General features: G+C 45.9%; 20 protein-coding genes and 1 pseudogene. 5 read left to right on the top strand and 16 right to left on the bottom strand.

Annotation, left to right across the window (positions count from 1 at the left end; genetic code table 11):
- Window positions 1-8 precede the first annotated feature (8 nt).
- The 14 genes and pseudogenes from ybeY to nrdD form a co-directional block, all read right to left on the bottom strand.
- Window positions 9-476, bottom strand: a complete 468-nt coding sequence (gene ybeY, locus K4H28_RS11000) for an rRNA maturation RNase YbeY (protein ID WP_221005244.1) — start codon at window positions 474-476, stop codon at window positions 9-11.
- A complete protein-coding gene (locus tag K4H28_RS10995; protein WP_221005243.1) occupies window positions 473-1480 on the bottom strand; it encodes a PhoH family protein in 1008 nt (335 codons plus the stop codon). The genes ybeY and K4H28_RS10995 overlap by 4 nt, the downstream gene beginning before the upstream one ends.
- Before the next feature lie 18 nt (window positions 1481-1498).
- Window positions 1499-2845 carry a tRNA (N6-isopentenyl adenosine(37)-C2)-methylthiotransferase MiaB gene (gene miaB / locus K4H28_RS10990; RefSeq protein ID WP_221005242.1) on the bottom strand — a complete coding sequence of 449 codons (1347 nt, stop codon included), beginning with the start codon at window positions 2843-2845 and terminating at the stop codon, window positions 1499-1501.
- 555 nt (window positions 2846-3400) lie between these two features.
- A complete protein-coding gene (locus K4H28_RS10985; RefSeq protein ID WP_221005241.1) occupies window positions 3401-3766 on the bottom strand; it encodes a hypothetical protein in 366 nt (121 codons plus the stop codon).
- 99 nt (window positions 3767-3865) lie between these two features.
- Window positions 3866-4786 (bottom strand): ABC transporter ATP-binding protein, encoded by a 921-nt coding sequence (locus tag K4H28_RS10980; protein WP_221005240.1) that lies wholly within the window; start codon window positions 4784-4786, stop codon window positions 3866-3868.
- Between the two features lie 3 nt (window positions 4787-4789).
- Entirely contained in the window at window positions 4790-5623 is an 834-nt protein-coding gene (locus K4H28_RS10975; protein WP_221005239.1) for a tetratricopeptide repeat protein, read from the bottom strand.
- Window positions 5624-5683: 60 nt separating this feature from the next.
- Window positions 5684-6493 (bottom strand): ABC transporter permease, encoded by an 810-nt coding sequence (locus tag K4H28_RS10970; RefSeq protein WP_221005238.1) that lies wholly within the window; start codon window positions 6491-6493, stop codon window positions 5684-5686.
- A 5-nt stretch (window positions 6494-6498) separates the two neighbouring features.
- Window positions 6499-8493, bottom strand: a complete 1995-nt coding sequence (locus tag K4H28_RS10965) for a tetratricopeptide repeat protein (RefSeq protein ID WP_221005237.1) — start codon at window positions 8491-8493, stop codon at window positions 6499-6501.
- Window positions 8494-8506: 13 nt separating this feature from the next.
- A complete protein-coding gene (locus tag K4H28_RS10960) occupies window positions 8507-9787 on the bottom strand; it encodes an O-antigen ligase family protein (protein ID WP_221005236.1) in 1281 nt (426 codons plus the stop codon).
- A 75-nt stretch (window positions 9788-9862) separates the two neighbouring features.
- A complete protein-coding gene (locus K4H28_RS10955) occupies window positions 9863-10201 on the bottom strand; it encodes a hypothetical protein (protein WP_221005235.1) in 339 nt (112 codons plus the stop codon).
- A gap of 114 nt (window positions 10202-10315) precedes the next feature.
- A pseudogene (locus K4H28_RS16765) lies at window positions 10316-10403 on the bottom strand (prepilin-type N-terminal cleavage/methylation domain-containing protein); the annotation flags it as partial.
- Window positions 10404-10469: 66 nt separating this feature from the next.
- Window positions 10470-10646 (bottom strand): type IV pilin protein, encoded by a 177-nt coding sequence (locus K4H28_RS16945; protein ID WP_221005233.1) that lies wholly within the window; start codon window positions 10644-10646, stop codon window positions 10470-10472.
- 339 nt (window positions 10647-10985) lie between these two features.
- Window positions 10986-11453 (bottom strand): anaerobic ribonucleoside-triphosphate reductase activating protein, encoded by a 468-nt coding sequence (nrdG, locus tag K4H28_RS10940; RefSeq protein ID WP_221005232.1) that lies wholly within the window; start codon window positions 11451-11453, stop codon window positions 10986-10988.
- Window positions 11454-11621: 168 nt separating this feature from the next.
- Complete coding sequence (nrdD, locus tag K4H28_RS10935; RefSeq protein WP_221005231.1) at window positions 11622-13772, bottom strand: anaerobic ribonucleoside-triphosphate reductase; 2151 nt, start codon at window positions 13770-13772, stop codon at window positions 11622-11624.
- A gap of 450 nt (window positions 13773-14222) precedes the next feature.
- On the opposite strand from nrdD, the gene K4H28_RS10930 reads away from it, so the two are divergent.
- Window positions 14223-15170 (top strand): hypothetical protein, encoded by a 948-nt coding sequence (locus K4H28_RS10930; protein ID WP_221005230.1) that lies wholly within the window; start codon window positions 14223-14225, stop codon window positions 15168-15170.
- Window positions 15171-15231: 61 nt separating this feature from the next.
- On the opposite strand, the gene hslU is transcribed toward K4H28_RS10930, so the two are convergent.
- Complete coding sequence (hslU, locus tag K4H28_RS10925; RefSeq protein WP_308443446.1) at window positions 15232-16554, bottom strand: ATP-dependent protease ATPase subunit HslU; 1323 nt, start codon at window positions 16552-16554, stop codon at window positions 15232-15234.
- Window positions 16555-16819: 265 nt separating this feature from the next.
- On the opposite strand from hslU, the gene K4H28_RS10920 reads away from it, so the two are divergent.
- From K4H28_RS10920 to K4H28_RS10910, 3 genes are all read left to right on the top strand, one after another.
- Window positions 16820-18388, top strand: coding sequence for a response regulator (locus tag K4H28_RS10920; protein WP_221005228.1), 1569 nt, complete (start codon window positions 16820-16822; stop codon window positions 18386-18388).
- Window positions 18389-18516: 128 nt separating this feature from the next.
- Window positions 18517-20058 (top strand): threonine ammonia-lyase, biosynthetic, encoded by a 1542-nt coding sequence (gene ilvA, locus K4H28_RS10915; RefSeq protein ID WP_221005227.1) that lies wholly within the window; start codon window positions 18517-18519, stop codon window positions 20056-20058.
- Between the two features lie 217 nt (window positions 20059-20275).
- Window positions 20276-22369, top strand: a complete 2094-nt coding sequence (locus tag K4H28_RS10910; RefSeq protein ID WP_221005226.1) for a PAS domain-containing protein — start codon at window positions 20276-20278, stop codon at window positions 22367-22369.
- Window positions 22370-22428: 59 nt separating this feature from the next.
- Here K4H28_RS10910 and cysK read toward each other — a convergent pair whose 3' ends face one another.
- Window positions 22429-23361 carry a cysteine synthase A gene (gene cysK, locus K4H28_RS10905; protein WP_221005225.1) on the bottom strand — a complete coding sequence of 311 codons (933 nt, stop codon included), beginning with the start codon at window positions 23359-23361 and terminating at the stop codon, window positions 22429-22431.
- A gap of 91 nt (window positions 23362-23452) precedes the next feature.
- Between cysK and K4H28_RS10900 the strand changes: the two genes are divergently transcribed.
- Window positions 23453-24682 carry a multifunctional CCA addition/repair protein gene (locus tag K4H28_RS10900; RefSeq protein ID WP_221005224.1) on the top strand — a complete coding sequence of 410 codons (1230 nt, stop codon included), beginning with the start codon at window positions 23453-23455 and terminating at the stop codon, window positions 24680-24682.
- The last annotated feature ends 34 nt before the right edge of the window (window positions 24683-24716 follow it).

Genomic DNA, 24716 nt, shown 5'->3' with positions numbered 1-24716 from the left:
AATTCAAACTACTCCTTTTCACTCAGATAAGGGTCATCATAACCCAGCTTCGTGACAATTTGTGTTTCTAACGACTCCATCGCTTCGGCTTCGGCCTCATCAATGTGGTCAAAACCTTGTAAATGCAGCGTGCCGTGCACAATCATGTGGCAATAATGCGCCAACAAAGGTTTGTTTTGCGTAATTGCTTCGCGCTCAATCACTGAGCCACACAAGACTAAATCACCCATCAATGGCGCGCCTTGCGGCAAATCATCGTCAAAAGTAAACGTCAGTACATTGGTGGCGTAGTCTTTTTGGCGATAATCGCGATTTAAGATTTGGCCTTCCTCAGCATCGACAAAGCGCAGCGTGATTTCTGCCTGTGTAAATTGCTCGGACAGTGCCGCGCGAAACCATTTTTTGAGTAGGCTTTTACGCGGGATTGGGCTGGCTACACTTTCGTTTTGGATGGCGAGTTGGATATTGCGACTCATGAGGCGAGACCTTTGATGGCGCGGCGTTGTTCTTCGCGCGCGGCTTCTTGTGCGGCACGTTGCGCCGCGGTTTTTTCGTAAGCGGTGACGATCTTTTGCACTAGCGGGTGGCGTACGACGTCGGCAGCGGTGAAGTGATGCACACCAATGCCGCGCACGCCTTGCAGCACTTCTTGCGCGTCGGTCAGGCCTGATTTTTGATGTTTAGGCAAATCAACTTGCGTTGCATCGCCGGTAATCACGGCTTTGCTACCAAAACCAATCCGCGTCAAGAACATCTTCATTTGTTCGGGCGTGGTGTTTTGCGCTTCGTCCAAAATGATAAAGCTGTGGCTCAAAGTACGGCCACGCATAAACGCGAGTGGTGCGATCTCGATGATTTGTTTTTCAAATAGCTTGGTGACTTTTTCTACGCCCAGTAAATCATACAGCGCGTCGTACAGTGGCCGTAAATACGGGTCGACTTTTTGCACCAAATCGCCGGGCAAGAAACCGAGCTTTTCTCCAGCCTCAACTGCTGGGCGAACTAAAACGAGACGTTGCACAGTATCTCGCTCTAGCGCATCAACTGCGCTGGCTACAGCCAGATACGTCTTGCCTGTTCCGGCGGGGCCAATACCAAATGTCACATCATGTTCGGCAATCATTTTGATGTAGGTATTTTGCCCCGGCGTGCGGCCACGCAAATCACCGCGTTTGGTGCGCAGTTGCGGCACGGTCGGATCAATAATCAGCTCATTTGGGTTGCGCAAAATTTCAATCAAACCCAATTGCACCGTATCGATATCCAGCGGCTCGTCTGCATCGTCGTAAAATATTTCCAGAGCATCGAGCGCTTTGCGTGCTGCTTTGATCGCCCCTGTGACTTTGAAAACCTCATTACGCCGCGCAATCGTCACGTCGAGCGCCACTTCGATTTGGCGCAGATTGTCATCCAACGCGCCGCACAGATTATCGAGGCGTGTGTTGTCGATGGGGGTGAAACTGATGGATTCGGTATGCACAACAATCCTCGTTTGCGATTAGATTTCTTGCGTCACAATCTCGCCACGCAAGCTGCGTGGGAACGCATCGGTGATTTTGACGTGCACAAATTGATTCATCAAGCGTGGATTGCCTTCAAAATTCACGATGCGGTTATTGTCGGTACGACCAGCAAGCTCGGTTTTGTCTTTTTTGGCAAAACGCTCAACCATCACACGCTGCACACTGCCGACCATGGCCAAATTAATCGCTTCGGCTTGTTGCTCTAGACGTTTCTGCATCCGTTGCAGGCGAGCGAGTTTAACTTCCTCTGGCACATCATCAGGCAAATCGGCGGCTGGCGTACCTGGGCGACGGCTGTACACAAAGCTGTAGCTGGTATCAAAGCCCACGTCTTCGATGAGCTTCATTGTGCGCTCGAAGTCTTCTTCGGTTTCGCCAGGGAAGCCAACGATAAAGTCACTCGAGAAACACAAATCAGGGCGCGCTTCGCGTAGTTTGCGAATGACTGATTTATATTCCAGCGTGGTGTAGCCGCGTTTCATATTCACCAACACGCGATCCGAACCGGCTTGTACTGGCAAATGCAATTGCGAGCAAAGCTTAGGCAGCGTGCGGTAGCAATCAATAATCCGCGCCGTCATTTCTTTGGGGTGGCTGGTGGTGTACCGAATGCGCTCGATGCCAGGAATTTCGTGCACGTATTCAAGCAGCGTGGCTAAATCGGCGGTTTCGCCTTCATCAGAGCCATCTAAAATCACGCCGCGATAGGCGTTCACATTTTGGCCGAGCAAATGCAGCTCTTTCACGCCTTGCTGCGCTAAATGTGCGACTTCGGTCAGGATGTCTTCAAACGGGCGCGATACTTCTTCACCGCGTGTATAAGGCACAACGCAGAAACTGCAATATTTCGAACAGCCTTCCATGATCGATACATATGCCGCGCCGCCTTCAACGCGAGCAGGCGGCAGGTGGTCGAATTTTTCGATTTCTGGGAAAGAAATATCAACTTGGCTAATCCCGGATTTACGTTTGGCGGCAATCAACTCAGGCAAACGATGCAAAGTTTGCGGACCAAACACAATATCTACATACGGCGCACGCTTGACGATGGCATCACCTTCTTGCGAAGCAACGCAGCCGCCGACACCAATCACCAGATTTGGATTGGCGATTTTTAAGTCTTTAATTCGACCTAGATCAGAAAACACTTTCTCTTGCGCTTTTTCGCGCACGCTACAGGTGTTAAACAAAATCACATCGGCTTCTTCGACGTTATCGGTTTTCACCAAGCCTTCGGAGGCGTGTAACACGTCGACCATTTTGTCCGAATCGTATTCGTTCATCTGGCAGCCGAAGGTTTTAATAAATACTTTTTTGCTCATTGCGTAACTTCTTTTCAAAAAACTGGATGTATATGCTTGGCCGCAATAATTTGTAATGCATTGGTAGGTATACCCATGAAAGACGATGAAGAGCGGCGTTGCGTTGTATCGTGCGGATGGCAGAGATTAAATCATTGAGCTGGATTTTAACGCAAATCACGGCCTGAGCGGAGCTGATTAACTGAGGAATTTGTTACTAAAAACAGTAGCTTGCTGAATGGTGGAGTGTTTTCTTGATTTGACTATCGGTGATTGCCAAAAATATTGCAGCGCGTCATGGGGAATCGTGGCGCAAAAAGCTCACTGATTATTAAATGCTGTCGCTTGATAATTAATAGAGTTCAGATTGCTAAGGAATCTTTGAGCAGCGGTCATGGTGGCATATTTGCACGCTGTGATCAGTGATGACAGCGTGCAAGCAAGATTTTTGGAGGCAACTGCAATTCGGTCAAAATAGTGTTTCCTGCCTGTGGTTGCGAAGAGCGCCATCCATTGGCCGACAAAACGCATTCGATCGAAATACATGCAGCAAACGAGCGGCAAATTTTTCAGCACTCAGCATTGAACAAACAAGCATTCTAAACCAAAGAAGCTGGATCGAGGCTCTTTGATACGGCCGATTGACTTGAGATATTCCACTTCCTCCGGCGACAAAATCCAAGCACGCCAAATCAAATCCTGCCGACTTGGCTCAACCTGTATCCAAACCGGCACATCAGTCGGTACGCGTTGCGGAGCAATCAATCGGTTTTGAGCATCTCGAATCTGAAAAGCAGCCGAAGTTTGAAAATCCTTGCCATCTAAGCGAATGACCGGTGGAGTGTATGAGTCCAACGTTGTAAATACGCCTTCGGGGAGAATACGGGCGGCGAAGGAGTAAGTTGTAAAACACATTATGAATAAAAACAATATTTTTTGCACAAATTATTCCTTTAAATTATATGCCGGTAATTAATAATGAGTAAAACTATTGATGTGTGGTCATGTTATTTTATATTTTAGTATTGATATTAAGTTACGCTAGGCTGATTTTTGACTTGTCGTATAGCTGGCTTTTTGGGCTTCTATAGAAGCGATAAAAGTTTGCTCTAAAGTTGATATAGAGCGTATTTCATGAATCTGATGTCCTGATTGTTTTAGCTGCTCAATTAAACTCCATAAATTCGCTCTACTTACTTCTGCTTTCCAGCGATTTAGACCTTGAGATTCCATTCCCATAGCATGCATCTCACCAGAGCTAGTAATTAAAACAGTTGTTTCATTATTTAATAACTCGCTAGGCTTATGAACTGTTTCTAGTTTGCCCTTATTAATTAACGCATACCGATCTGCAAGTCGTTCTACGTCATATAGAATATGTGAGGAGAAAAATAATGTACCTCCTTGTTGCCTATACTCAGCAAGAATATCAAGTACAAGTTTTCTTCCTAAAGGATCTAATCCTGAAAATGGTTCATCAAGTATCATTAGCTTAGGTTGTATTGTGAACGCATGTGCCAAGGCCGTTCGCTGCATCATTCCTTTAGAGAAACTTCGTAATTGCTTCTTAGCTACGTGTAATAAATCAAAACGTTCTAGCCAACTCAGGCAATGCCGATGTAAATCATTTGTCTTAAGTCTATGGAGTTGCGCTCCTGCTTTTAAAATTTCAAGCGGAGTTAGATAATCGTAGAGCAAAGGATTCTCAGGTACATAAGCTATCCCATTTCGAGCTGTTGGAGTTTTGACATCTTGATTATATAGTAATGCTGTCCCTGAACTTGCTTTGAGTAACCCCATAATTATTTTAATTGTAGTGCTTTTTCCTGCTCCATTTGCTCCTATAAATCCAAACGCTTCTCCATCTTCTATTTTTAAATTCAAATCATTGAGGGCTATCGATTTTTTACCCCATTGACTAGTGTAAGATTTACTTAAATTTATAAGTTCAATTGCAGCCATAATTTAATTAGTCTTCGCCGAAAGTAATATTGGTTTCCCATCTGGACTCAGGCCATAACCTTGCCCTATAGGGTCTACTGGAATTTGATTAATGATACCCGATTGAACTAGTGAATCAAGCTGGGTTAGTACTAGACCTGTTTGTTTGGCATATTGGTGTGCGGCAGTTTGTAAAGAAAGTAGCCCCTTTAGCCGTGTAACCCTTTGTTCTAGAAATTCCTTTAATGCTGGTTCATTGGTTTGTTTAATCATTGCTTGCAGTATATTAATTGCTTCAATGCTATCATTACTTTGGTCCGCCCATCTTGCAGCCATAACCATTAAAGCTTGATAGTTGTTTTTATCTGCGCGAAGAGCTACTTGATTAAGAGTCTTTATTGCCCCAGCAATATCATGCTCGAAATATTTTTTGTTGAATGCATAGAAAAAACCAGGGTAAATATCTTGAGGTCGACTAGTCATTGCTGCATATAAAATCTGTTGAGCTGTAGGGATTTCATTTTGCCAACTAATTGTTGCTGCAGCTAAGTAGTAATTGTCTTCATGTGCTGGATTAAAGAAACTTGCGGTACTTTGTAATTTAGCTTGTGTTGAAATTGTTTCAGGGGTTGGGTAGGGATTGTCTAGCATAAATGTGCGAAAAATATTAATATTTGAGGCTAAGTAACGATCCCCTCCCGCAATAAATAATTGAATAGGCACGGGTGCCGCTACCGCAAGGTCATCGTTATGTGATTTTGCTTTTCGATTATTATTTAGTGTAAAGCTGCCTATGGTATGCAAAGTCAATCCCACTACTATAATTATTAATGTATAAATTAACTCTTTTTTTTGCATCGCAATATCAGTCCAAAAAATGGTGATAACGTTTAATAGCTAGAATAAGTTGATCGATATTCAATTGAGCGCTCTTTTGTTGAATATAATCATGGAAAGTGCAGTAAATATTAATATATAGCCCAATGCCATACAAATAGCAGCTCCAGGATATAGACCTTGCCAATGTCCATAAAGTGTTGCTTGTCTCCAGTCTAAAGCTGATAAATCAGGTAAGAACCAGCGGAGAGTATTAGCTATAGGTAAAAATTTTGCTTTAAAACTAGCATCAGCATAAGGGCTAAATAATAAAAAATCGAGAACAGCGCCAAGTCCACGTCCAGCTAGTGAAAATAAAAGTCCTATAGCAATAGCTAAAAAAGGTGTGGTACTAATTGTAATCATACAAGCTGTAAAAGCTAAAATTATCATCGACTCTAGCCATAGTCCAAACATGCTTATTGGGTAAGATAGGCCTATATAAGGCAAACTTGAGGCTTCATATCCCCAGCTAGCATAGTTGGCAATCCACCAAAGTGGTAGAGAAAAAATAATTGTAGACATTAAAAGTAATGCGGAAATCCCAAGTAATTTTCCTAATAAATAGCTTGCTCTAGAGCATGGATATGCAACAGCCCAGTGCACAGTTTTTTTATCAAGATCTTTTTGTAGTAATTCTTGAGTCCAAACTAGCGCTAAAAAAAGCAATCCTATTCTTGCTGCTGTGTAACCAACATCTAAACTAACAACAAGGGGCTGTCTAGATGAAAATGATCCTGATAAAAAAGCAGCGCTAAAGAGAAGGACTGTTATAAATAAAATCAACCAAAATGCTTTGCTTCTAATTCCAGAGATTACAGTCATTTTGTTAAAAATAAATACAGGACTCATAAGTATTACTCGATATCCAATAGAGTTAAAGTTAAGCTCTCTTTGTTGAGCATCCAGTTTTTTTCAAATAATTGTAGCCAGTCAGCCATAAGCATCTTTGCATTTGAGTTGTCTGGATGCCAACGACATGCAGCACATATATCTAAGAGTGCATGCTCAAATTGTTGCTGTTGAATGAGAATATGCGCCCTAAGTAAGAGTGATTCAAGGTGTCTCTTATGAGTTGATAAAATTTCATTTAAAGCTTTTAAAATCTCATCAGTGGTCAAACTCTTCATGTTTTTGAGCAATTCAAAATTCTCAAGAGTGCTGTTTAAGTAAGAGTTTGTTGCTTGTTTGAGATCTATTTTTGGGGTTAAATGAAAAAATTCTTTAAGCTTATTTTTAATTTCTGAGCTTATAAAATTTTGCCATGAAATTTCTTTCTTCCTGAATGTCTGAATTGATGGGTACCAATCGGATGAGTTTTGCTCTGTGTCCCATCGCCAATCTGGACTAAAAGAGCTAAGTAACACCCATGTTGGAGTATTAAGTGCGCCTGCAAGGTGAGCAACTGAGGTGTCGACTGTTAATAATAAATCAAGCTCAGATATTATTGCAGCAGTATCAGAGAAGTCGTAAATGTGTGAGCTTAAATCAACTATTGGAAAAGTATTTAGTAAATCGTTCAACTCATTTTGTGCCGCTACTCCTTTTTGTAGGCTGTACCAGCTAATCCCACTTGTCGTAAAAAGAGACTCAAAATCTAGCAATGCTGCTGATCTTTCAAAATCACCAGCATGGTTTGGATTACCTGCCCATACAATGCCAATTCGAATATTTTCTTTGTTTCCTAAAATTGCAGCCCACTTTTTTTTGCAAGACATGTCTATCTGTATATAGGGGGTGGGTTGAGTATCCTCAAATTTGACCCATTGAGGAAGATCTAACAAACGTGTTTGGAAGTCAAATATTGTATCCGCTTCAAAAGTTGTATTTTGATTGGCTTCATTAATTGCATCCTTGCCGAAAAGTGGCAACATATCTGGTGAACAGTTAAAGCTAACTTTTAGCGCTGTTTGTTCAATACATTTAATATATCGAATGAATTGAATGACATCTCCAGCACCCTGTTCACCGTGGATAAGTAACCGCTTACCACTCAAGCTCTCTCCAGTCCAGACTGGTATTTTAAGTGAATTTATTAGAGTCTTTTTCTGTGAGCGGTGTGCGTAATTTTTCCATCCGTCTTTCCAATTTTTTGTTGCTAATTGAGCGATGCCTAGTAAGGCGCGGCATTCAATTAAATTGGTATATTGAGGTATTAATATCTCTAAAAGTTCGGCTGCATCAGCAAAGGCTCCTGCCCATAGAAGTAGGCTGCTTTGAACCATTGTTCTTCGAAGTAATTCATCCTCTGACTTTGGCTGCCAAAGTGTATATTGAAACGCATCTTCAAATGGAATAAGGTGTAGTCTCGCAAAAATTAGAGCTTGTAGACTAATGAATTCAGATTTTTTAGAAATTGATTTTGATGCTGTTGTAAATGCATAAACGATATGGGCATCTAAATTGCCATTGATTGCGCTACTTACGAGTTCATACCAGTATTCAATATTGTCTGGTTCCAATCTAATCGCTATTTTTGTCGTGGCAAACGACTCTTTGTAGTTCTCCTCAATCATAAAAATACGGCTTTTTAGTCGCCAGATTAAAGGCAGGTTTTTGGCTAATTTCTCAAGTTCTAAAATTAGCTTTTTCGCATCAACAAGTTGGAACTGTTCAACATAAATAGTTGCTAGATTGATTTTTGCGTCTATGTTGCGAGGATTAATTTGGAGTGCCATCTTGAAGGCTCTCTCAGCCTTTTCAAGGTTGTCCTCTGTTTGATGTGCGGCACCTAGCAGCACCCACAAAGAGTCTGATTTTGGCTGTTTTTTAATATTTTTTTCTATGGATGAAATGGCTTGTTGCGCTTTTCCACTCTCAATTAACTGCTGGTAAAATTTTAAATTTGTCATTGTATTTTGACTTTTAGTTTTTTATTTGTGCTTGGTTATTGTGGCCGAATATAAATCCAATAAGAGAGAAGTAATAGCTGATATTCTGATCCCTCATTCCATCATCGCTAAAATTTTTACCAATCAAAATTAAGAGCATTAACATGAATCCATTCTGTATACTTTCAGCCGTTTCTGGTGTTCTATGTGCATGAAGTTGCATTAAGGCAAAAAAAAGTGAGTATAGAAAAAATCCAATTAAGCCCAGTTGTAAATAAACATTGAGAAATAAATTGTGCCCATGTGATGCCATCATGGTATTGCTCATCCAGTCGGGAAGATGTTGACTGTAAGCCATGCCTGGGAGTTCCCAGCCGAGTCCAGTTCCTGTTATCCAGTTCGATTGAGATGCGTTAAACCAAGCGTTCCACATTGCATAGCGTTCATTATTGAATAATGTGCTTAGCCAAGTCCATTGTTGCGGAAGGTTTGAGAGTTCATTCGATTTTTTTGGTGCCGCAGTGAAGATGTACATTGCGCAAATAATTATAAAAATAATTACCCAGAATGTTGCTCTATTTCTATTTTTTAAAAGCTGATTCTTTGTTATGTAGGTAATAAATAGCCAAATAGGAATTGCTGATAGCCAAAACATTCTAGACCCAAGAGTTGCGCCTAGAATAATACTGCAAATCAATAAGTAAATAGCTGAATTTATATTTTGTTGTGACTTTAAAAATGGAATGCTGCCAATCATTGCGAAAGCTAATGTGTAGCTAAGCCAGTTTCCGAATAGTACTTTATCAAAATAATGTCGAGTACTGCCGGGAGTTGTTTCATTTGTAACTACTACAGCTAAGGCTCCGGCAAGTGTAATGCATAACAATGCGGAGTATATTTGACTTAGTGTGAATACTCTTTCTTTTGTTATAACAAATGAAAATAAAAAAATTGAGATAGGTAGCCATACTTCATGAACTGACTCATGCATGCTATAGCCTGAGTAAATAGACCAGATTACTGAAAAACTTGCCCATATTCCATATGGTAACCAGAATATGAAAAATTGCCATGGCCATTGGGAATATGGCAATATTTGATGGGTGAGCGCTAATATGAAAACGATACTAATTGAATATTGAATCTCATCTGTCAATAGCCAGTTACCGTTTGTCGCCAGATGGAGTATTGAGTCAAGTCCTGATGGTGTTAGGCTGGGCATCAGAGCTGTAATTATTAGCCAAATTAAACACCCTCCACTAAGAACTTGAAGTTGTATTTTCTTAACGCTTGGTTTGGTCACAGTGTTTGGCATTTAATTATTTTTCTTAAATTAAAAAACCCCAAAAAAAATTTGGGGTTTGAAAGTTCTTTTTGCTGAACAATTAAATTAAGAGCATCCGTTGCCAGCACCACTCGTGATCGTCGTGGCTGTACCTTGTGTGTGGGCACCTAAATCTGCTACTGCACCACCTTCACTTGTACCGCCGAATTTGCGATTGCCTTTTTGTGAGGCTGCGCAAACACCAACTTTTGTGTTTGTAGATTCGGTGTAACCCAATACTACATTTTTAGAGCATTTAAGCGTAAAGCCATTAACAATGAATGAGCCAGCCGAAATTGTTGCATCACCACCTGTGCCAGTGCATGCGTCAGTCGCTAGAACTTGGCCAGAAAGAGCTACCAATGCCGCACCAGCAAGTAAGCCTGTTTTAATCATTTTATTCATGTTTTTCACCTATTTATGCTTAATTGTTTGAATTGGCAACTGCGCCAGTTAGAAAATTACGAGCGTCGGACTGGGCGGCTTTATTCTCGCCTTTCTTGGTGTATTCCGAAAATTGTGGAATAGCAATTGCAGCCAAAATACCAATAATTGCTACTACAATCATAAGTTCAATCAATGTAAAACCTTTTTGTAGCTTTTTCATTTTGTTGCTCCTGTTGGATAGGTTGCTCTATACGTCTGGTGTTGAGTTAAGCATGAATCATGCCAGCTAATTGTCGTTGCTTACTGTTGCTGCGGTAAGAAAATTTCTTGCATCACTTTGCGCTGATTTATTCTCAGCCTTTTTGGTGATTTCATCATATTGTGGAATTGCAATGCTCGCCAAAATCCCAATAATGGCAACAACGATCATCAATTCGATCAGGGTGAATCCATTGATTTTCATGATGTGCTCACTGATTTGGGTTTAGCTAGGTATACAGTTAGCAGATTTAATGCCAGCTGCTTATTGCACTATCTTGCAGTCGTAGTATCGTGCTGATTTGCCTGATTTTGAACGATGGATAAAGAAAGAAGCTGACTAACGGCTGATTAGGTGGTTATGGAGAAGAGTGGGTGGTAAGAGTATTAGTGTTGCCTAATTTAGTCGGGGATGTGACGTAAATCGTCAGTTGCTACGTTGATTGTTGGCCCGCTTAGTGATGAGGCTTTGTACTTGCTGGGTTATTTTTTATGTCCTCGGCCGGTGTAATCATTATGATTTGAAGGTATTGGCTTTTAATATTCACTCTATTAATGGCGCACCGATCTGTTGGATTGGCATTAGCCGTTGATTCTCAGAGCCGCGCCATGGCAGGCTAGTTGGCTGATCTTTCTCATATTTACCGTCTATTAACACATCCACATACTTTAATATTTCTAGTTCCGCAATTTCTGAATAAACATATCCCGTCCACAGCCAAATATTCTTGTTTGGATAACGCTGGTTGAAGGCTTTACAGAGCTTGAGGATGGCGTCGCGGTTGGCTGGGTGGAGGGGGTCGCCGCCGGAGAGGCTGAGGCCGTCGTGATTTTCGCAGGCGTCTAACAATTCTTGTTGAATTTGTGCCGTAAAAGGTAAGCCTGATTTTCTATCCCACGTTGATTCGTTGTAGCAGCCTGCACAGGCGTGGGCGCAGCCAGTGACAAAAAGCGTCACTCGAATACCTTCGCCGTTGACAAGGTCGTGGGTGTAGTAGCGGTCATAATTCATGGGTATGCTGTTGTGGGCTTTGTTTATTAGTTGCTTGATTAATATACATTGCTTTAGCTCCTTCCCCCTTGACGGGGGAAAGCTGGGATGGGGGTGATGAACTATCACGGCACTCCGTAGTTTCACCCCCACCCTAGCCCTCCCCCGTCAAGGGGGAGGGGATAAATCCTAAGCTGCGTGTTTCACCCGGCGCATCACTTCTTTTTGTTTGCCGGCATTAAAAGGCCGCGCATTCGGGCTACCGAGGTAGCCGCAGACGCGGCGGGTGACTGATAAGGTCGCGCTGTCGCTATTGCCGCAGTCGGGGCAAGTGAAACCTTCAGCAGTCGCCAGTGTCTCGCCCATGAATCCACAAGCGCCACAGGCGTCAACTGGCGTATTTGTGCCGAAATACGGCACTTTTGTGACGGCATAGTCCCAAATGCGCTCTAAGGCTAATAAGTTGTGCTTCATATTGGGCAATTCGACATAAGTAATATGCCCACCGCTGGCGAGTTCAGCGTAACCCGTTTCGAAATCTATTTTTTCAAATGGATTGACTTTGCGCAGCACGTCCAAGTGGAAAGAGTTGGTGTAGTAGCCCTTGTCAGTTACTTCGGCAATCGTGCCAAATTGTGCTTGGTCGAGTTTGCAGAAACGATGGCAGAGCGATTCGCTCGGTGTTGAGTACAGCGAAAAGCCAAATCCCGTTTCGGCTTTCCAGCGTTTGGTGGTTGCGCTCATCGTTTCGATCACGGTATGCAAGAACTCGCGCGCGGCGGCGTTTTGTGCTGGGTGCTGGCCAAACATTAATATGCCGACTTCGTGCAGGCCGATGTAACCGAGCGAAATCGAGGCGCGGTCGTTTTTAAAAATGCTGATGATGTCGTCGTCAGCCTTCAGCCGAATACCAAACGCGCCTTCCATATACAAAATCGGTGCGACATTCGCTTTGACGCCTTCGAGGCGTTGAATGCGCAAATACAGCGCGCGAAAGCAAACTGAAAGGCGTTCTTGGAGTATTTCATGAAAGCGTGCTTGATCTCCCTGCGCTTGAATCGCGATGCGCGGTAGATTGAGGCTGACAACGCCCAGATTGTTACGTCCGTCGAGTTGCTCCACGCCATTTTCATCATGCCAAGTGGATAAAAAGCTGCGGCAGCCCATTGGCGATACGGGCACGCTGGCACCGGTAATTTGGCGGTTGAGCTTGGCCGAGATGATGTCGGGGTACATGCGTTTGGATGTGCATTCGAGTGCGAGCTGTTTGATGTCGTAATTCGGATCAGTTGGTTTGAGATTGATGCCTTCATCGATAAAAAACACCAGTTTCGGGAACACCGGCGTGGTGCCTTCTTTGCCTAAGCCTTTAATTCGCACTCGTAAAATCGATTGCTGAATGATGCGTTCCGCCCAGCTGGTACCCATGCCAAACGAGAACGTCACAAATGGCTGTTGGCCGTTCGAGCTAAATAGCGTGTTGATTTCGTACTCGCAGGCTTGAATGCCATCGTAGGCTTCTTTTTCAGTGCGCTCAATCGCGTAGCGTTCTGGTTCAACGATGCCGTATTCATGCGCCACAGCGAGATTTTTTTCGTACGATTTGAGCACATACGGCGCAAGCGTTTGGTCGATATTCGGAATCGTCGTGCCGCCGTATTGATGGCTGGCCACTTGGGCGATGATTTGTGCAGTGACGGCGCAAGCGACCCCGACCGATTTGGGGCTTTCGATTTTGGCGTTCCCAAGCCTAAAGCCATCACGCAGCATGCCTTTTAAATCAACGAGGCAGCAGTTAGTGAATGGTAGGAAGGGCGAGTAATCGAGGTCGTGAAAATGAATGTCGCCGCTATTGTGTGCTTCGAGAATGTCTTTGGGTAAAAAGGTGCTGGCGAACTGTTTAGACACAATCCCTGCCATCAAATCGCGCATCACGGGGAATACGTTGGCGTCTTTATTGGCGTTTTCAGTGGTTGCATCGATATCGGTTTTGTTGACCAAGCCCATCAACTTGGCGTGCAGCTCAGAGCCTTGCGCGCGGATTCGGTCGCGCTCGAAACGATACTGTATATAGATACGCGCAACTTCTGGGTATTCCTGCATTAAAGCGTCTTCGACGAGTTGTTGAATGGTTGGAATATCAAGCACGGAGGGGGTTTTATTGAACAGGTCGGCTTCATTGAGGCGACGGCATTCCTCTTCAACAAAATTGGTGATTTGTTCGGCTAATAACTCAGGCTCAGGGTAGCGGGCGGCAGTGGCGGCGCGGCGGCAGGCTTCATAAATTTTGGCGCTGTCATAAGCGGCTTTGGCGCCGTCGCGTTTAATCACTTTGAGCATGGTGGTGGGCTTCCCTTGGCGAGTTATTGGTGTGTCAATTAATAGTAAATTCTTGCTGGGCAACTTTGTTCGTCTGACGCAAATAACCTTCAACATAGCTCAAAACAAAAAGTGGGCGAGCAAAGTACGCTCGCCCCAATTGGCTCATTACAGGGTATAGCGCTTGGCTTATTTGCTTTAAACGATTTGGGCAAGATACATTGATTGCTGCCCTATGTTTTTACTAGTCGGTCGATTTAAAAGCTGTATTGCGAATCATGAATAAACACAATATATGGTGTTTTGTTTTTGTTTGCTGCACACAATGCTGTGTTTTTGATGATGGTCAAATTCTGACGGAGTCAATTGGCGTTTCTTAATCTGTTGGCATTTTGTATGGCGCATCAGTGAGCGTTTTAGTCTCGTAATTCCTTGGTGTTATGCTGCGCTTTTATTTAGTGGAGAGGCAAGATGTTGGGGGCGAAATGGGGCTTGGGTTTGCTTGTTCTCTCTGTGCTGCAGCTTGTTCATGCTGCTGAAAGTAAAAGCTTTAGTTTGAAAGATCGGCAAAGTGTGAAAAAAAATGCGGATGCCGTGTTGGCGGTGATGTCGTATTCGACGATTTTAGATTTGGCTTCGAGTAATTTGTCGATTCAACAGTCGGGTAGTGAGGATAAAAGTCTGGTGATGTCGCAACTCGGTGGTGGTGACGTGATTAGTGACACTATTCCTTTGTATTTAGAAGGGGCAATCGCTTACAGCCGCTTTGATCCGACCTTTGTCGCCAGTAATGGCACCGAGACGCGCGATATTCCGCTGAAGTGGACTGCGGTGACGGGCACTGGCGGTATCGGTTGGGATTTCCCGTTGTCAGAAAACTGGGTAGTGCGACCCATTTTTGATTTTTCTTTGGGCAAAGTGGTGAGTGATTTGCGGGTTGCTAATTGGTGGGTCAATCAAAAAGCAGATACCGATTTAAACTTTTTTCAAGACGGCTCGATGAATATGTATGGCTTGGGCGGCGCTTTGATGTTTGATTATGAGTTGGTCAAACCCGAGTATGAGGTTGATGTTGAATTTCGATTCTCGGCAATGCATTTACAGACTTTTAAATCAGATGATTTGGTTTCTGGCAGTGCGGATTCGCAAACGGCGAATGTGTGGGCGCGTTATCGAGCACCAACGGGGGTAAGTTTGTTGCAACGCCCCTTGCGCTATGTGTTGGAGGCCTCGCACTCCCGTTATTACGGTGATCAAGCGGGCGTACTGGGGTTCGATTATTTATCTACAGTGGGCTTGGGCTTGGAGTTGGATTCGAGCGCTTATTCAATCATCGTCACCCGCACTCGTTTGGTGGCGCGCTATATGTTTGGCCCTAATGTATCTGGATTTGGTATGGGTTTGGCGGTGAGTTTTTGATGGGTGGGTATTGCTATCTAGCCATTATTTAATAGTGAATAAACAGCAATACCCCTGCGAGCTAGAGCATGAACCGCGCTAAGTCATGATTGGTGGCCACACTAGCGAGTTTGCCACTAACAAATTCAGCATCAATCGTTACCGTGCCGCGTTTCGCTTCAAAAGAAATCTCTTCGAGTAGGCGCTCCATCACCGTATACAAACGGCGCGCGCCGATGTTTTCGGTGCTTTCATTCACATGCCATGCCATTTCAGCCAAGCGACGGATGCCGTCTTCGGTGTAGACCAACTCAACGTCTTCAGTCGCCAGCAAGGCTTGATATTGCTTGGATAGGCAAGCATCCGTGCCAGTCAGAATAGTCGCAAAGTCTTCAACAGTGAGCGAGTTCAGCTCAACGCGAATCGGAAAGCGGCCTTGCAGTTCTGGGATTAAATCGGACGGTTTGGCTAAGTGAAATGCGCCGCTGGCGATAAATAAAATATGGTCGGTTTTGACCATGCCGTATTTGGTTGTCACCGTGGTGCCTTCAACCAGCGGCAGTAAATCGCGCTGCACACCTTGGCGAGACACTTCACCGCCTTGGCCCTCAGATCGAGTAGTCACTTTGTCGATTTCATCGATAAAGACAATACCGTTTTGCTCAACCAATCGTAGCGCTTCGGCCTTGGTGTCTTCGTCGTTGACGAGTTTGGCGGCTTCTTCGTCGATTAAGGCTTTGAGGGCATCAGGCACTTTCATTTTTTGCGACTTTTTCTTATCGCCCATCGCACCTTTAAACATATTTTGAATCTGGCTAGAAAAGTCTTCCATGCCCGGCGGTGCAAAGACTTCCATCGTTGGCGCGTGGGCGGCGACGTCGATCTCGATTTCTTTATCGTCGAATTTGCCTTCGCGCAGCATTTTGCGGAATTTCTGCCGCGTTTCGCTCATGCTGTCTTCGCCATTGACGGCGCCGTAGCTCGGCGTTGCAGGCGGCAGGAGCACATCTAGTACGCGGTTTTCAGCGGCATCTTCGGCACGAACGCGATTTTTGCTAATGGCGGTATCGCGAACTTGTTTAATCGCGATTTCAATTAAATCACGAATGATGCTGTCGACATCTTTGCCGACATAACCGACTTCGGTGAATTTGGTGGCTTCCACTTTAATAAATGGTGCATCAGAGAGTTTGGCTAAACGACGCGCAATTTCAGTTTTGCCTACGCCCGTTGGCCCAATCATCAAAATATTTTTCGGCGTGATTTCACTGCGTAGCGGTTCAGCCACTTGCTGACGGCGCCAGCGATTGCGTAGCGCAATGGCAACGGCTTTTTTCGCAGCAGCTTGACCGACGATGTGCTTGTCGAGTTCGTGGACGATTTCTTGCGGGGTCATTTGGGTCATATGCATTCCATTTCATACAGGTTGGAAAATACATCGGGGCTGGCAGGTCTTTTTTAAAGGGAGCGTAGTTCGTGATGTAAATTTGTCTGTCAATTCGATGGTGCAATTTCAAATTTTTTGACTAGTCTTATACATAACGCGTCAAGGTGCTTAGGGCGATATAGAAGTAATCCAATGCCTCACTGAGATTGAAGTATAAAAAAACGCCAAATGATGCGGTGCAAGCTTAGACAAGCCGCATGAATGGATTTAACAAGGGGGCGCAATGATTGATGATGACAACTGGCTAGAGGACGACACCGATTCGCTATCGAGCGTACACGTTGAGCCTTGGCATGTCCTCGTGGTGGATGATGAGCCCGATATTCATCATGTGACAAAATTAGCGCTATCCAATATCGACTTTCTGAAACGGCCATTGAACATTTTGTCGTGTTACTCAGGCAGCGAGGCGTTGGATTTATTGGCCACACGTGATGATATTGCGCTGGTGCTGCTCGATGTGGTGATGGAGTCTGAAGACGCGGGTCTGAATGTCGCGCGTGATATTCGGGAAAAACTTCATAACCATCACATTCGAATTATCTTACGGACTGGCCAGCCTGGCGTGGCACCAGAACGGCATGTGATTGAAAACTACGATATCAATGATTACAAAGCCAAAACCGAACTCACGCGCGACAAGTTATACACCGCCGTGTTGGGTACTTTGCGCTCGTACAATGACATCATGTTGATCGAGCATCAACGACGCCAGCTTGAAGCGAATCGTAGAGGGTTGATCAAAGTCGTCGATGCATCAACAACGATCTTCAAGCAGCAGTCGGTGCTGAAATTTGCACAAGGCGTGCTTGAGCAACTGCAAGCGTTACTGTTTTTTGAGCAAGACGCTTTGTATGTGGTGGTTAGTGGTGGTCTTGCAGCGCTGAGCGATAGCGATAATTTGAAGGTCATGTATGCGACCGGAGGCTACCAAGCGTTTTGTGGTCAGTCTTTAGCCGAGGCCGATTTGGAGCGTTTGCGCCCATCGATTGAAGAGGCACTAGAGAAGCGACAAAGTATTTTTGCGCCCGATCATTTTGTTGGCTTTTTCCAAGCGCCGCACGGGGCCTTGAATTTATTGATTATTGATGGCCCCGTTGCGTTGTCGCACCCTGATGCTGATTTGATTGATTTGTTCTGCAAAAATGTCGCGATTGCGTATGAAAACTTGATGCTCAATAAAGAGATCGAAGACACGCAACGCAGCATTATTTATCAATTGTCTGAGGTGATTGAAAACCGCTCTAAAGACACTGGTAAACATATTCATCGCATGGCTGAGTTTTCTTATGCCTTGGCGCTTGAATTGGGCATGGATGAAGAAGAAGCTGAGATTATTCGTACGGCTAGCCCCCTGCACGATATCGGCAAGGTGGGCATTCCTGATTTGGTCTTAAATAAGCCGGGTGTGCTCGACGCTCAAGAGCGCGCCGTAATGGATACGCATGCGCAGTTGGGTTACGACATGTTGAAAGAATCTAAACCTCGGATTCTTAAAATGGCGGCAATTATTGCGCATGAGCATCATGAAAAGTGGGACGGTAGCGGCTACCCGCGCAAATTGAAAGGAGAAGAAATTCACATTGCAGGGCGGATTATTGCATTGGCCGATGTCTACGATGCATTAGCACATTCGCGCTGCTATAAACCGCCATGGCCGCGTGAAAAAGTATTGGAAACAATACAAGCAGGGTCGGGTAATCATTTTGATCCAACTGTGGTTGAGGCTTTTTTCCGCTGCTTACCAAAATTAGAGGAAATTCGCATGGCTTATCGTGATTGTGATGTTTAATGCTTAAGTAAATAGGGACTTTTGCGGTTAGAATGGGCGATTGCTGTAGGCATCGCCCTTTTTGTCGTCTGGAACAAGCATGATGTGCTTTTTACTGGCATCGTGTGATTTAACAAAGGTCACTCCGAATGAATAAAGACTATCTCGAACGCATCCTATCTGCTCGCGTCTACGATATTGCGATTGAATCGCCACTCGAACTCGCACCTAATTTATCGCGTCGCATTGGTAATACAGTGTATTTCAAGCGTGAAGATATGCAGCCAGTGTTCTCATTTAAGATTCGGGGTGCTTATAACAAAATGGTGCAACTCTCACGCGCTGATTTAGAGCGTGGGGTGATTACTGCATCGGCAGGCAATCACGCACAGGGAGTGGCAATTGCTGCGCAACATTTAAAATGCCGTGCAACGATTGTGATGCCGGCGACCGCGCCACGGATTAAAGTCGATGCCGTAACGCGGCGTGGTGCTGAGGTCGTATTGATCGGCGATTCGTATTCGGATTGTTATGCGCATGCGACACAACTGGCTGCCGAGTCAGGTGCAACATTTGTTCATCCTTATGATGATCCCGATGTCATTGCAGGGCAGGGGACGGTCGCGATGGAGATTTTGCGCCAGCATCCTGATCACATCCATGCGGTGTTTATTCCTGTGGGTGGTGGTGGCCTGTTGGCGGGGATGGCGGCGTATATCAAACGCTTGCGTCCTGAGGTCAAAGTGATCGGTGTTGAACCGACCGATGCCAATGCGATGTATTTGTCGCTGAAATTAGGTGAGCGGATTACGTTGCCGCAGGTCGGTATCTTTGCTGACGGTGTGGCGGTGAAGCAAGTCGGTGAAGAAACCTTCCGTATCTCGAAAGAGTTCGTCGATGATGTGATCTTGGTCGATACCGACGCCATGTGCGCGGCTATTAAAGACGCCTTTGAAGACAATCGCTCGATTTTAGAGCCGGCAGGCGCGTTGGCGATTGCCGGTATGAAGGCATGGGCGGCGCGAGAAAATGTACAAGATCAGACTTTGATCGCCATTGCGTCTGGCGCGAATATGAATTTTGACCGCCTCCGTTATGTGGCCGAACAAGCCGAGATGGGCGAGCAGCGCGAAGCGATTATGGTGGTCACGGTGCCAGAAAAGCCAGGCAGTTTCCGAACCTTCTGTAGCTTGATCGGCGCGCGAAATGTTACCGAGTTTAACTATCGCTACGCCAAAGATTCTGAGGCGCATGTGTTTGTCGGCTTATCAATTCAGCATCGTTCTGAAGTGGTTGATTTGATTGGCAAGCTCGCTGAGCACCAATTGGCGGCGGTTGATCTCACCGATAATGAGTTGGCCAAACTACATATTCGTCACTTGGTTGGCGGTCATGCACCGCAAGCGGTGAATGAGCGTTTGATTCGTTTTGAATTTCCTGAGCGGCCAGGTGCTTTGTTGAATTTCCTCAATGGCATGAGCGACAACTGGAATATTTCTTTATTCCATTATCGTAATCATGGCGCCGATTACGGCCGGGTCTTGGTCGGAATTCAAGTGCCACCGGAAGATGATGCTGAATTTAATGCGTTCTTAACGCGTTTGGCTTATCCGTACTGGGTAGAAACACAAAACTTGGCGTATCAGCTTTTCTTGGGAACGGATGCGGCGGTAACTGGCCCCGAGGCATAAATTGCAACGCGCTGGCGTGCAACACAGCTATTTATCGCATTCCATTCTATAGTAAGTAATGCATGTCGCCCTGCCGTTAAACGTGGGGCGTCTTTTTGCCTTCCATTTTGAGTAAATTCTGGCGATGCCTAACATTCAACGCTTCCGAGTCGCAATTTTGATTTTTTTGAGCGGATTGATTCTGACCGCGGCCATGATCGGCTTGTGGTATGGCCAAATGACGTCATCTAGCTCGCAGCGAACAAATGAGCTGCAGCAAGCGATCGCCTTGCAATTAGCTGCCGATCTGGATCAAAAAGAAGCCATTTTGCGTCAAATCCAAGCGGCGTTTATTGCGCAGCCTAGCTTGTCACGTGGGCAGTTTAATCAGTTGGCACTCAATACCAACTTTCCAAATCGTGCGCCAGCCATTTTTGCCATTGGATTTATTCGCCCCGTTGCTAATGCGCTTCTTGATGAGTATGTGTTAACGCATCGTTCAAATACTGATTTTGGCGCGGGGTTTTATGCCCAATTTGGCGTACAAACAGACTCTGTGCAAGCGCAGGTGCTGGAGATGGTTAGCCCGCTTAATCGAAGTTCCGCCCTGTGGCTGGGGGAGGATTTGGCCAAGGTTCCGTCGATTCAAGCCAATTTAGACTCTGCGCTAAGTACTGGCTTAGCGTGGGGCGCGCCGATTAACTTGCGCGGTCAGCCCAATGGGAATGTATACGCACTTTATTTGCCGATTTTTCAAAACGTGTTTGAGCAGCCTACAGCGGAGTTATTGCAAGACAACTATCTGGGAAGTGCCGTCGTATGGTTCAAGGTGAGCGAATTGCTGCGAGGTATTGAGCGCGACGCCCAGTCTTCTGGTTTCGCGATTCGCCTCATGGATCTTGGCCCTAATCAAATGGTGGGAGACGCAGAGAGCACAATTTTATTTACATCTAAAAAATGGTCGGCTGCCATTAGCCAATATGGGGCCGCAGAGAGCCAAATTGTGAATATATTTGGGCGGCAATGGCGTTTGGAGTTTGCGAACTTGCATGGTGCTTTATTGCCATCAGAGCAACGCTTAATCCTGTTTTTGGCTTTATTGGGTTGCACTTTAAGTTGCGTACTGGCTGTAGCGTTTCAGCGGTTTTTTCAACGTCAACGCGCACTTGAATTGGCCGCTCAAGGGCAAGAGTCAATTCAGAGCTTAACGTTTGAGCGCCAAAGTCGAGCGATGCTCGATGCGGTGAGCGATCCGCTCATTTTGAGAGACATCAATGGCGCCGTCATTTATGCCAATGCGGTGGCCGAGCAGCGTTTTGCTGAAGGCGAGCAAGGCCTCCTTAGCGAGAATCAGTTTGTATTTGATGCCGCTGAGCTGGGTAATTTGGCGATGCCAGTACAACTGAGCCAACAGCATCTTGATCGTGATGGTGTTTTGCGACAATACGATGTGATTATCAAACCGTTGCGAAATCAAGGCTTGCACTGGGTAGGTAATGTACTCCATGCGCGAGATATCAGTGCGGGGGCTGCGCTGACCCAAGAGTTGCAATATAAGTTGGATCGATTGAGTGAATTGGTTGAGGTCTCGAGCGATTGGTTTTGGGAGCAAGACGCGCAAGCCAGATTTACCTATGTGTCGGGTGGTTTCTTTGCTGATTTGGATGTAAATCCAGCGATCTTTATCGGCAAATGCCGCTGGGAGTTGGGCTCGGGGGGCTTAAGTGAGGCGCAGTGGGATGCGCATCGTAGTGTTTTGGCGTCGCATTGGCCGTATCGTGACTTTGAATACCAAGCGTTTTTAAACAATCAGATTTTGTACTTTAGTGTTTCAGGTCGCCCCATCTTTGCTGCGGACGGCTCTTTTGCTGGCTATCGTGGGGTTGGGCGTAATGTTACTGCCATGCGCAATGCTCAAGTGGCCTTATTCGAAGAGCGGCAACGGGCATTGGCCACATTAGAATCGATTGCCGATGGCGTACTGACGACGGATGTGAATGGGCGGATTGATTATATTAATCCTGTCGCTTCGGCCTTGTTGGGCTGGGAATTAGAAATGGCGCGAGGTCAATTTTTGGGTGCAGTTTATCAATCGGTTGACGTGAAAAATCGTTTGCCGTTGGCTAATTTGGTCACAGCTTCGTTGCAGGGAGGCGCCGACAATCAAGGGGCGCGGCGTAGTGTCTTACTCAATAAGTTGGGCTTACATTTTCAAATTGAGGAAAGCGCGGCGAGAATTCGCGATGAAAACAATCGTACTTTAGGTGCGGTATTGGTGTTTCGCGATGTCAGCAATTGGCGCGATGAGAATGAGCGAGTGGATGGGTTTTAGTGGGTATTGGTCTGTAGCTATTTTTATTAAGTGTCTACAGGCCGATACCCTTGTTTTGCTTAGTCTGCCAGACCTTCAAACAACTTAGTCGACAAATAGCGCTCGCCAAACGATGGAATAATAATTGCAATCAGCTTGCCGGCGTTTTCTGGGCGTTTCGCCATTTGAATCGCTGCCCACGTTGCCGCACCTGCTGAAATCCCGCACAAAATCCCTTCTTGTGTTGCCATCAAACGCGCCATCGCAAACGCGTCGTCGTTCGTTACACGAATCACTTCATCGTAAATCGCTGTATTGAGTACCGCTGGCACAAAGCCAGCGCCGATGCCTTGGATTGGATGCGGGCCTTTTGCGCCGCCGCTGAGCACTGGGCTGGCATCGGGTTCAATTGCAATCGCTTGGAAGGATGGTTTTTTTGCTTTGATGACTTCAGCGATACCGGTAATCGTGCCGCCGGTACCCACGCCAGAAATTAAAATGTCGATTTGGCCGTCGGTATCTTCCCACAATTCAATCGCCGTGGTGTTGCGGTGAATTTCTGGATTGGCTGGATTTTCAAATTGTTGCAGCATTAAGTAATTGCTGTGTTCTTCAGTGAGGGCTTTGGCCTTGGCAATCGCACCACCCATGCCATCAGGACCTGGCGTTAAGATCAATTCAGCGCCATAACCACGCAATAGCGCACGACGTTCTTTCGACATCGTTTCTGGCATCGTCAGCACCAATTTATAGCCGCGCGCCGCGCACACCATCGCTAAACCAATGCCAGTATTGCCCGATGTTGGCTCAACAATCACCGTATCCGGGCCGATTTGGCCTGCCGCTTCCGCCGCGTCAATCATGCTGACTGCGATGCGGTCTTTGACTGAATGCGATGGATTCATGTATTCCAATTTAGCAACGAGGGTCGCAACACAACCTTCGGTAACACGGTTCAGTTTAACCAGCGGCGTGCGGCCGATTAGTTCGGTGACATTATTAGCGATTTTCATGCGTTTATCCTTGGGGTGAATTAAGCGATAATCAGATTGTAATCGCAGTTGTTCGCGCAATTGAAGGAACTCTTCATTTTAAGGAAAGAATATGCAGGTCTATCGCGTTGGCGGTGCGGTTCGGGATCGTTTATTGGGACTGCCGGTCAAAGACATCGATTGGGTGGTGGTCGGTGCAACGCCGCAGCAGATGCTCGATTTAGGCTATCAAGCCGTTGGTAAAGATTTTCCCGTGTTTTTGCATCCGAAAACGCATCAGGAGTATGCGCTTGCACGCACTGAGCGTAAAAGCGGCCACGGCTATACAGGCTTTGAAGTGCAGGCTAGCCCAGATGTGACTTTGGAAGAAGACCTACTGCGCCGCGATTTAACCATCAACGCGATTGCCGAAGATGAGCACGGTAACTTGATCGACCCGTATGGTGGGCAAGCGGATTTGGCGGCCAAAGTTCTGCGCCATGTGTCACCCGCATTTGCTGAGGATCCAGTCCGAATCTTGCGACTCGCACGATTTGCGGCGAGATTTGGCTTTGCCGTAGCGCCAGAAACGATGGCGTTGATGCGGCAGATGGTTGCAGATGGCGAAGTCGATCATCTGGTCGCCGAGCGCGTTTGGCAGGAAATGGCCAAAGGTTTGATGGAAGATAAGCCGAGCTTGATGTTTGAAATCTTGCGTGAGTGCGGTGCATTGGCCCGAATTGCACCAGAAATCGATGCGCTGTGGGGCGTGCCGCAACGCGCAGATTTCCACCCCGAAGTCGATAGTGGCTTGCACACGATGCTGGTGCTGGATTACACCGCCGCGCAAAGTTGGCCGCTAGCGACTCGCTTTGCCGCGCTGTGCCACGATTTGGGTAAAGCGAAAACGCAGCAGGAAGTGTTGCCACGCCATATTGGTCACGAAGCGCGTGGCGTGCCGCTGGTCGAAGCGCTGTGCCAACGTTTGCGTGTACCAAGCGATTGCAAAGAGCTTGCTGTATTGGTTTGCCGAGAACATACCCTGGTGCACACTGCTGAACAATTACGGCCAGAAACGGTGTTAGCGCTCTTGATGCGCTGTGATGCGCTGCGTCGTTCTGAGCGTTTTACGCAATTACTTGATGCTTGCCTCGCTGATGCGCGCGGACGTTATCAATTTGAGAATTGCGCCTATCCGCAGCGCGAATATTTACTAAACATGCGCTCCGCCGCCACCGCTGTGGATGCGGGGGCTATTGCGGCGCAATGTGCTAATCCCAAAGAGATTGCGAATGCGGTCGCTGCGGCGAGAGTGGCTGCGATTGGTTTAGCCAAACAGGCTTGGCAGAATTCGACAAAGTAATATTTATAAATAATAACAACCGGCGATTAAGCCG

This window comes from Deefgea tanakiae, from assembly GCF_019665765.1.
Taxonomy (GTDB): Bacteria; Pseudomonadota; Gammaproteobacteria; order Burkholderiales; family Chitinibacteraceae; genus Deefgea; species Deefgea tanakiae.
The sequence above is the reverse complement of the archived record's forward strand: the minus strand, read 5'-3'. Positions and strand labels throughout refer to the sequence as shown.

What these genes read in the sequence shown, in the direction of transcription:
- ybeY (WP_221005244.1), bottom strand. Translation starts at nt 476, where the DNA reads ATGAGTCGCAATATCCAACTCGCCATCCAAAACGAAAGTGTAGCCAGC.
- miaB (WP_221005242.1), bottom strand. Translation starts at nt 2,845, where the DNA reads ATGAGCAAAAAAGTATTTATTAAAACCTTCGGCTGCCAGATGAACGAA.
- K4H28_RS10980 (WP_221005240.1), bottom strand. Translation starts at nt 4,786, where the DNA reads ATGGCTGCAATTGAACTTATAAATTTAAGTAAATCTTACACTAGTCAA.
- K4H28_RS10975 (WP_221005239.1), bottom strand. Translation starts at nt 5,623, where the DNA reads ATGCAAAAAAAAGAGTTAATTTATACATTAATAATTATAGTAGTGGGA.
- K4H28_RS10970 (WP_221005238.1), bottom strand. Translation starts at nt 6,493, where the DNA reads ATGAGTCCTGTATTTATTTTTAACAAAATGACTGTAATCTCTGGAATT.
- K4H28_RS10965 (WP_221005237.1), bottom strand. Translation starts at nt 8,493, where the DNA reads ATGACAAATTTAAAATTTTACCAGCAGTTAATTGAGAGTGGAAAAGCG.
- K4H28_RS10960 (WP_221005236.1), bottom strand. Translation starts at nt 9,787, where the DNA reads ATGCCAAACACTGTGACCAAACCAAGCGTTAAGAAAATACAACTTCAA.
- K4H28_RS10955 (WP_221005235.1), bottom strand. Translation starts at nt 10,201, where the DNA reads ATGAATAAAATGATTAAAACAGGCTTACTTGCTGGTGCGGCATTGGTA.
- K4H28_RS16945 (WP_221005233.1), bottom strand. Translation starts at nt 10,646, where the DNA reads ATGAAAATCAATGGATTCACCCTGATCGAATTGATGATCGTTGTTGCC.
- nrdG (WP_221005232.1), bottom strand. Translation starts at nt 11,453, where the DNA reads ATGAATTATGACCGCTACTACACCCACGACCTTGTCAACGGCGAAGGT.
- nrdD (WP_221005231.1), bottom strand. Translation starts at nt 13,772, where the DNA reads ATGCTCAAAGTGATTAAACGCGACGGCGCCAAAGCCGCTTATGACAGC.
- K4H28_RS10930 (WP_221005230.1), top strand. Translation starts at nt 14,223, where the DNA reads ATGTTGGGGGCGAAATGGGGCTTGGGTTTGCTTGTTCTCTCTGTGCTG.
- hslU (WP_308443446.1), bottom strand. Translation starts at nt 16,554, where the DNA reads ATGACCCAAATGACCCCGCAAGAAATCGTCCACGAACTCGACAAGCAC.
- K4H28_RS10920 (WP_221005228.1), top strand. Translation starts at nt 16,820, where the DNA reads ATGATTGATGATGACAACTGGCTAGAGGACGACACCGATTCGCTATCG.
- ilvA (WP_221005227.1), top strand. Translation starts at nt 18,517, where the DNA reads ATGAATAAAGACTATCTCGAACGCATCCTATCTGCTCGCGTCTACGAT.
- K4H28_RS10910 (WP_221005226.1), top strand. Translation starts at nt 20,276, where the DNA reads ATGACGTCATCTAGCTCGCAGCGAACAAATGAGCTGCAGCAAGCGATC.
- cysK (WP_221005225.1), bottom strand. Translation starts at nt 23,361, where the DNA reads ATGAAAATCGCTAATAATGTCACCGAACTAATCGGCCGCACGCCGCTG.
- K4H28_RS10900 (WP_221005224.1), top strand. Translation starts at nt 23,453, where the DNA reads ATGCAGGTCTATCGCGTTGGCGGTGCGGTTCGGGATCGTTTATTGGGA.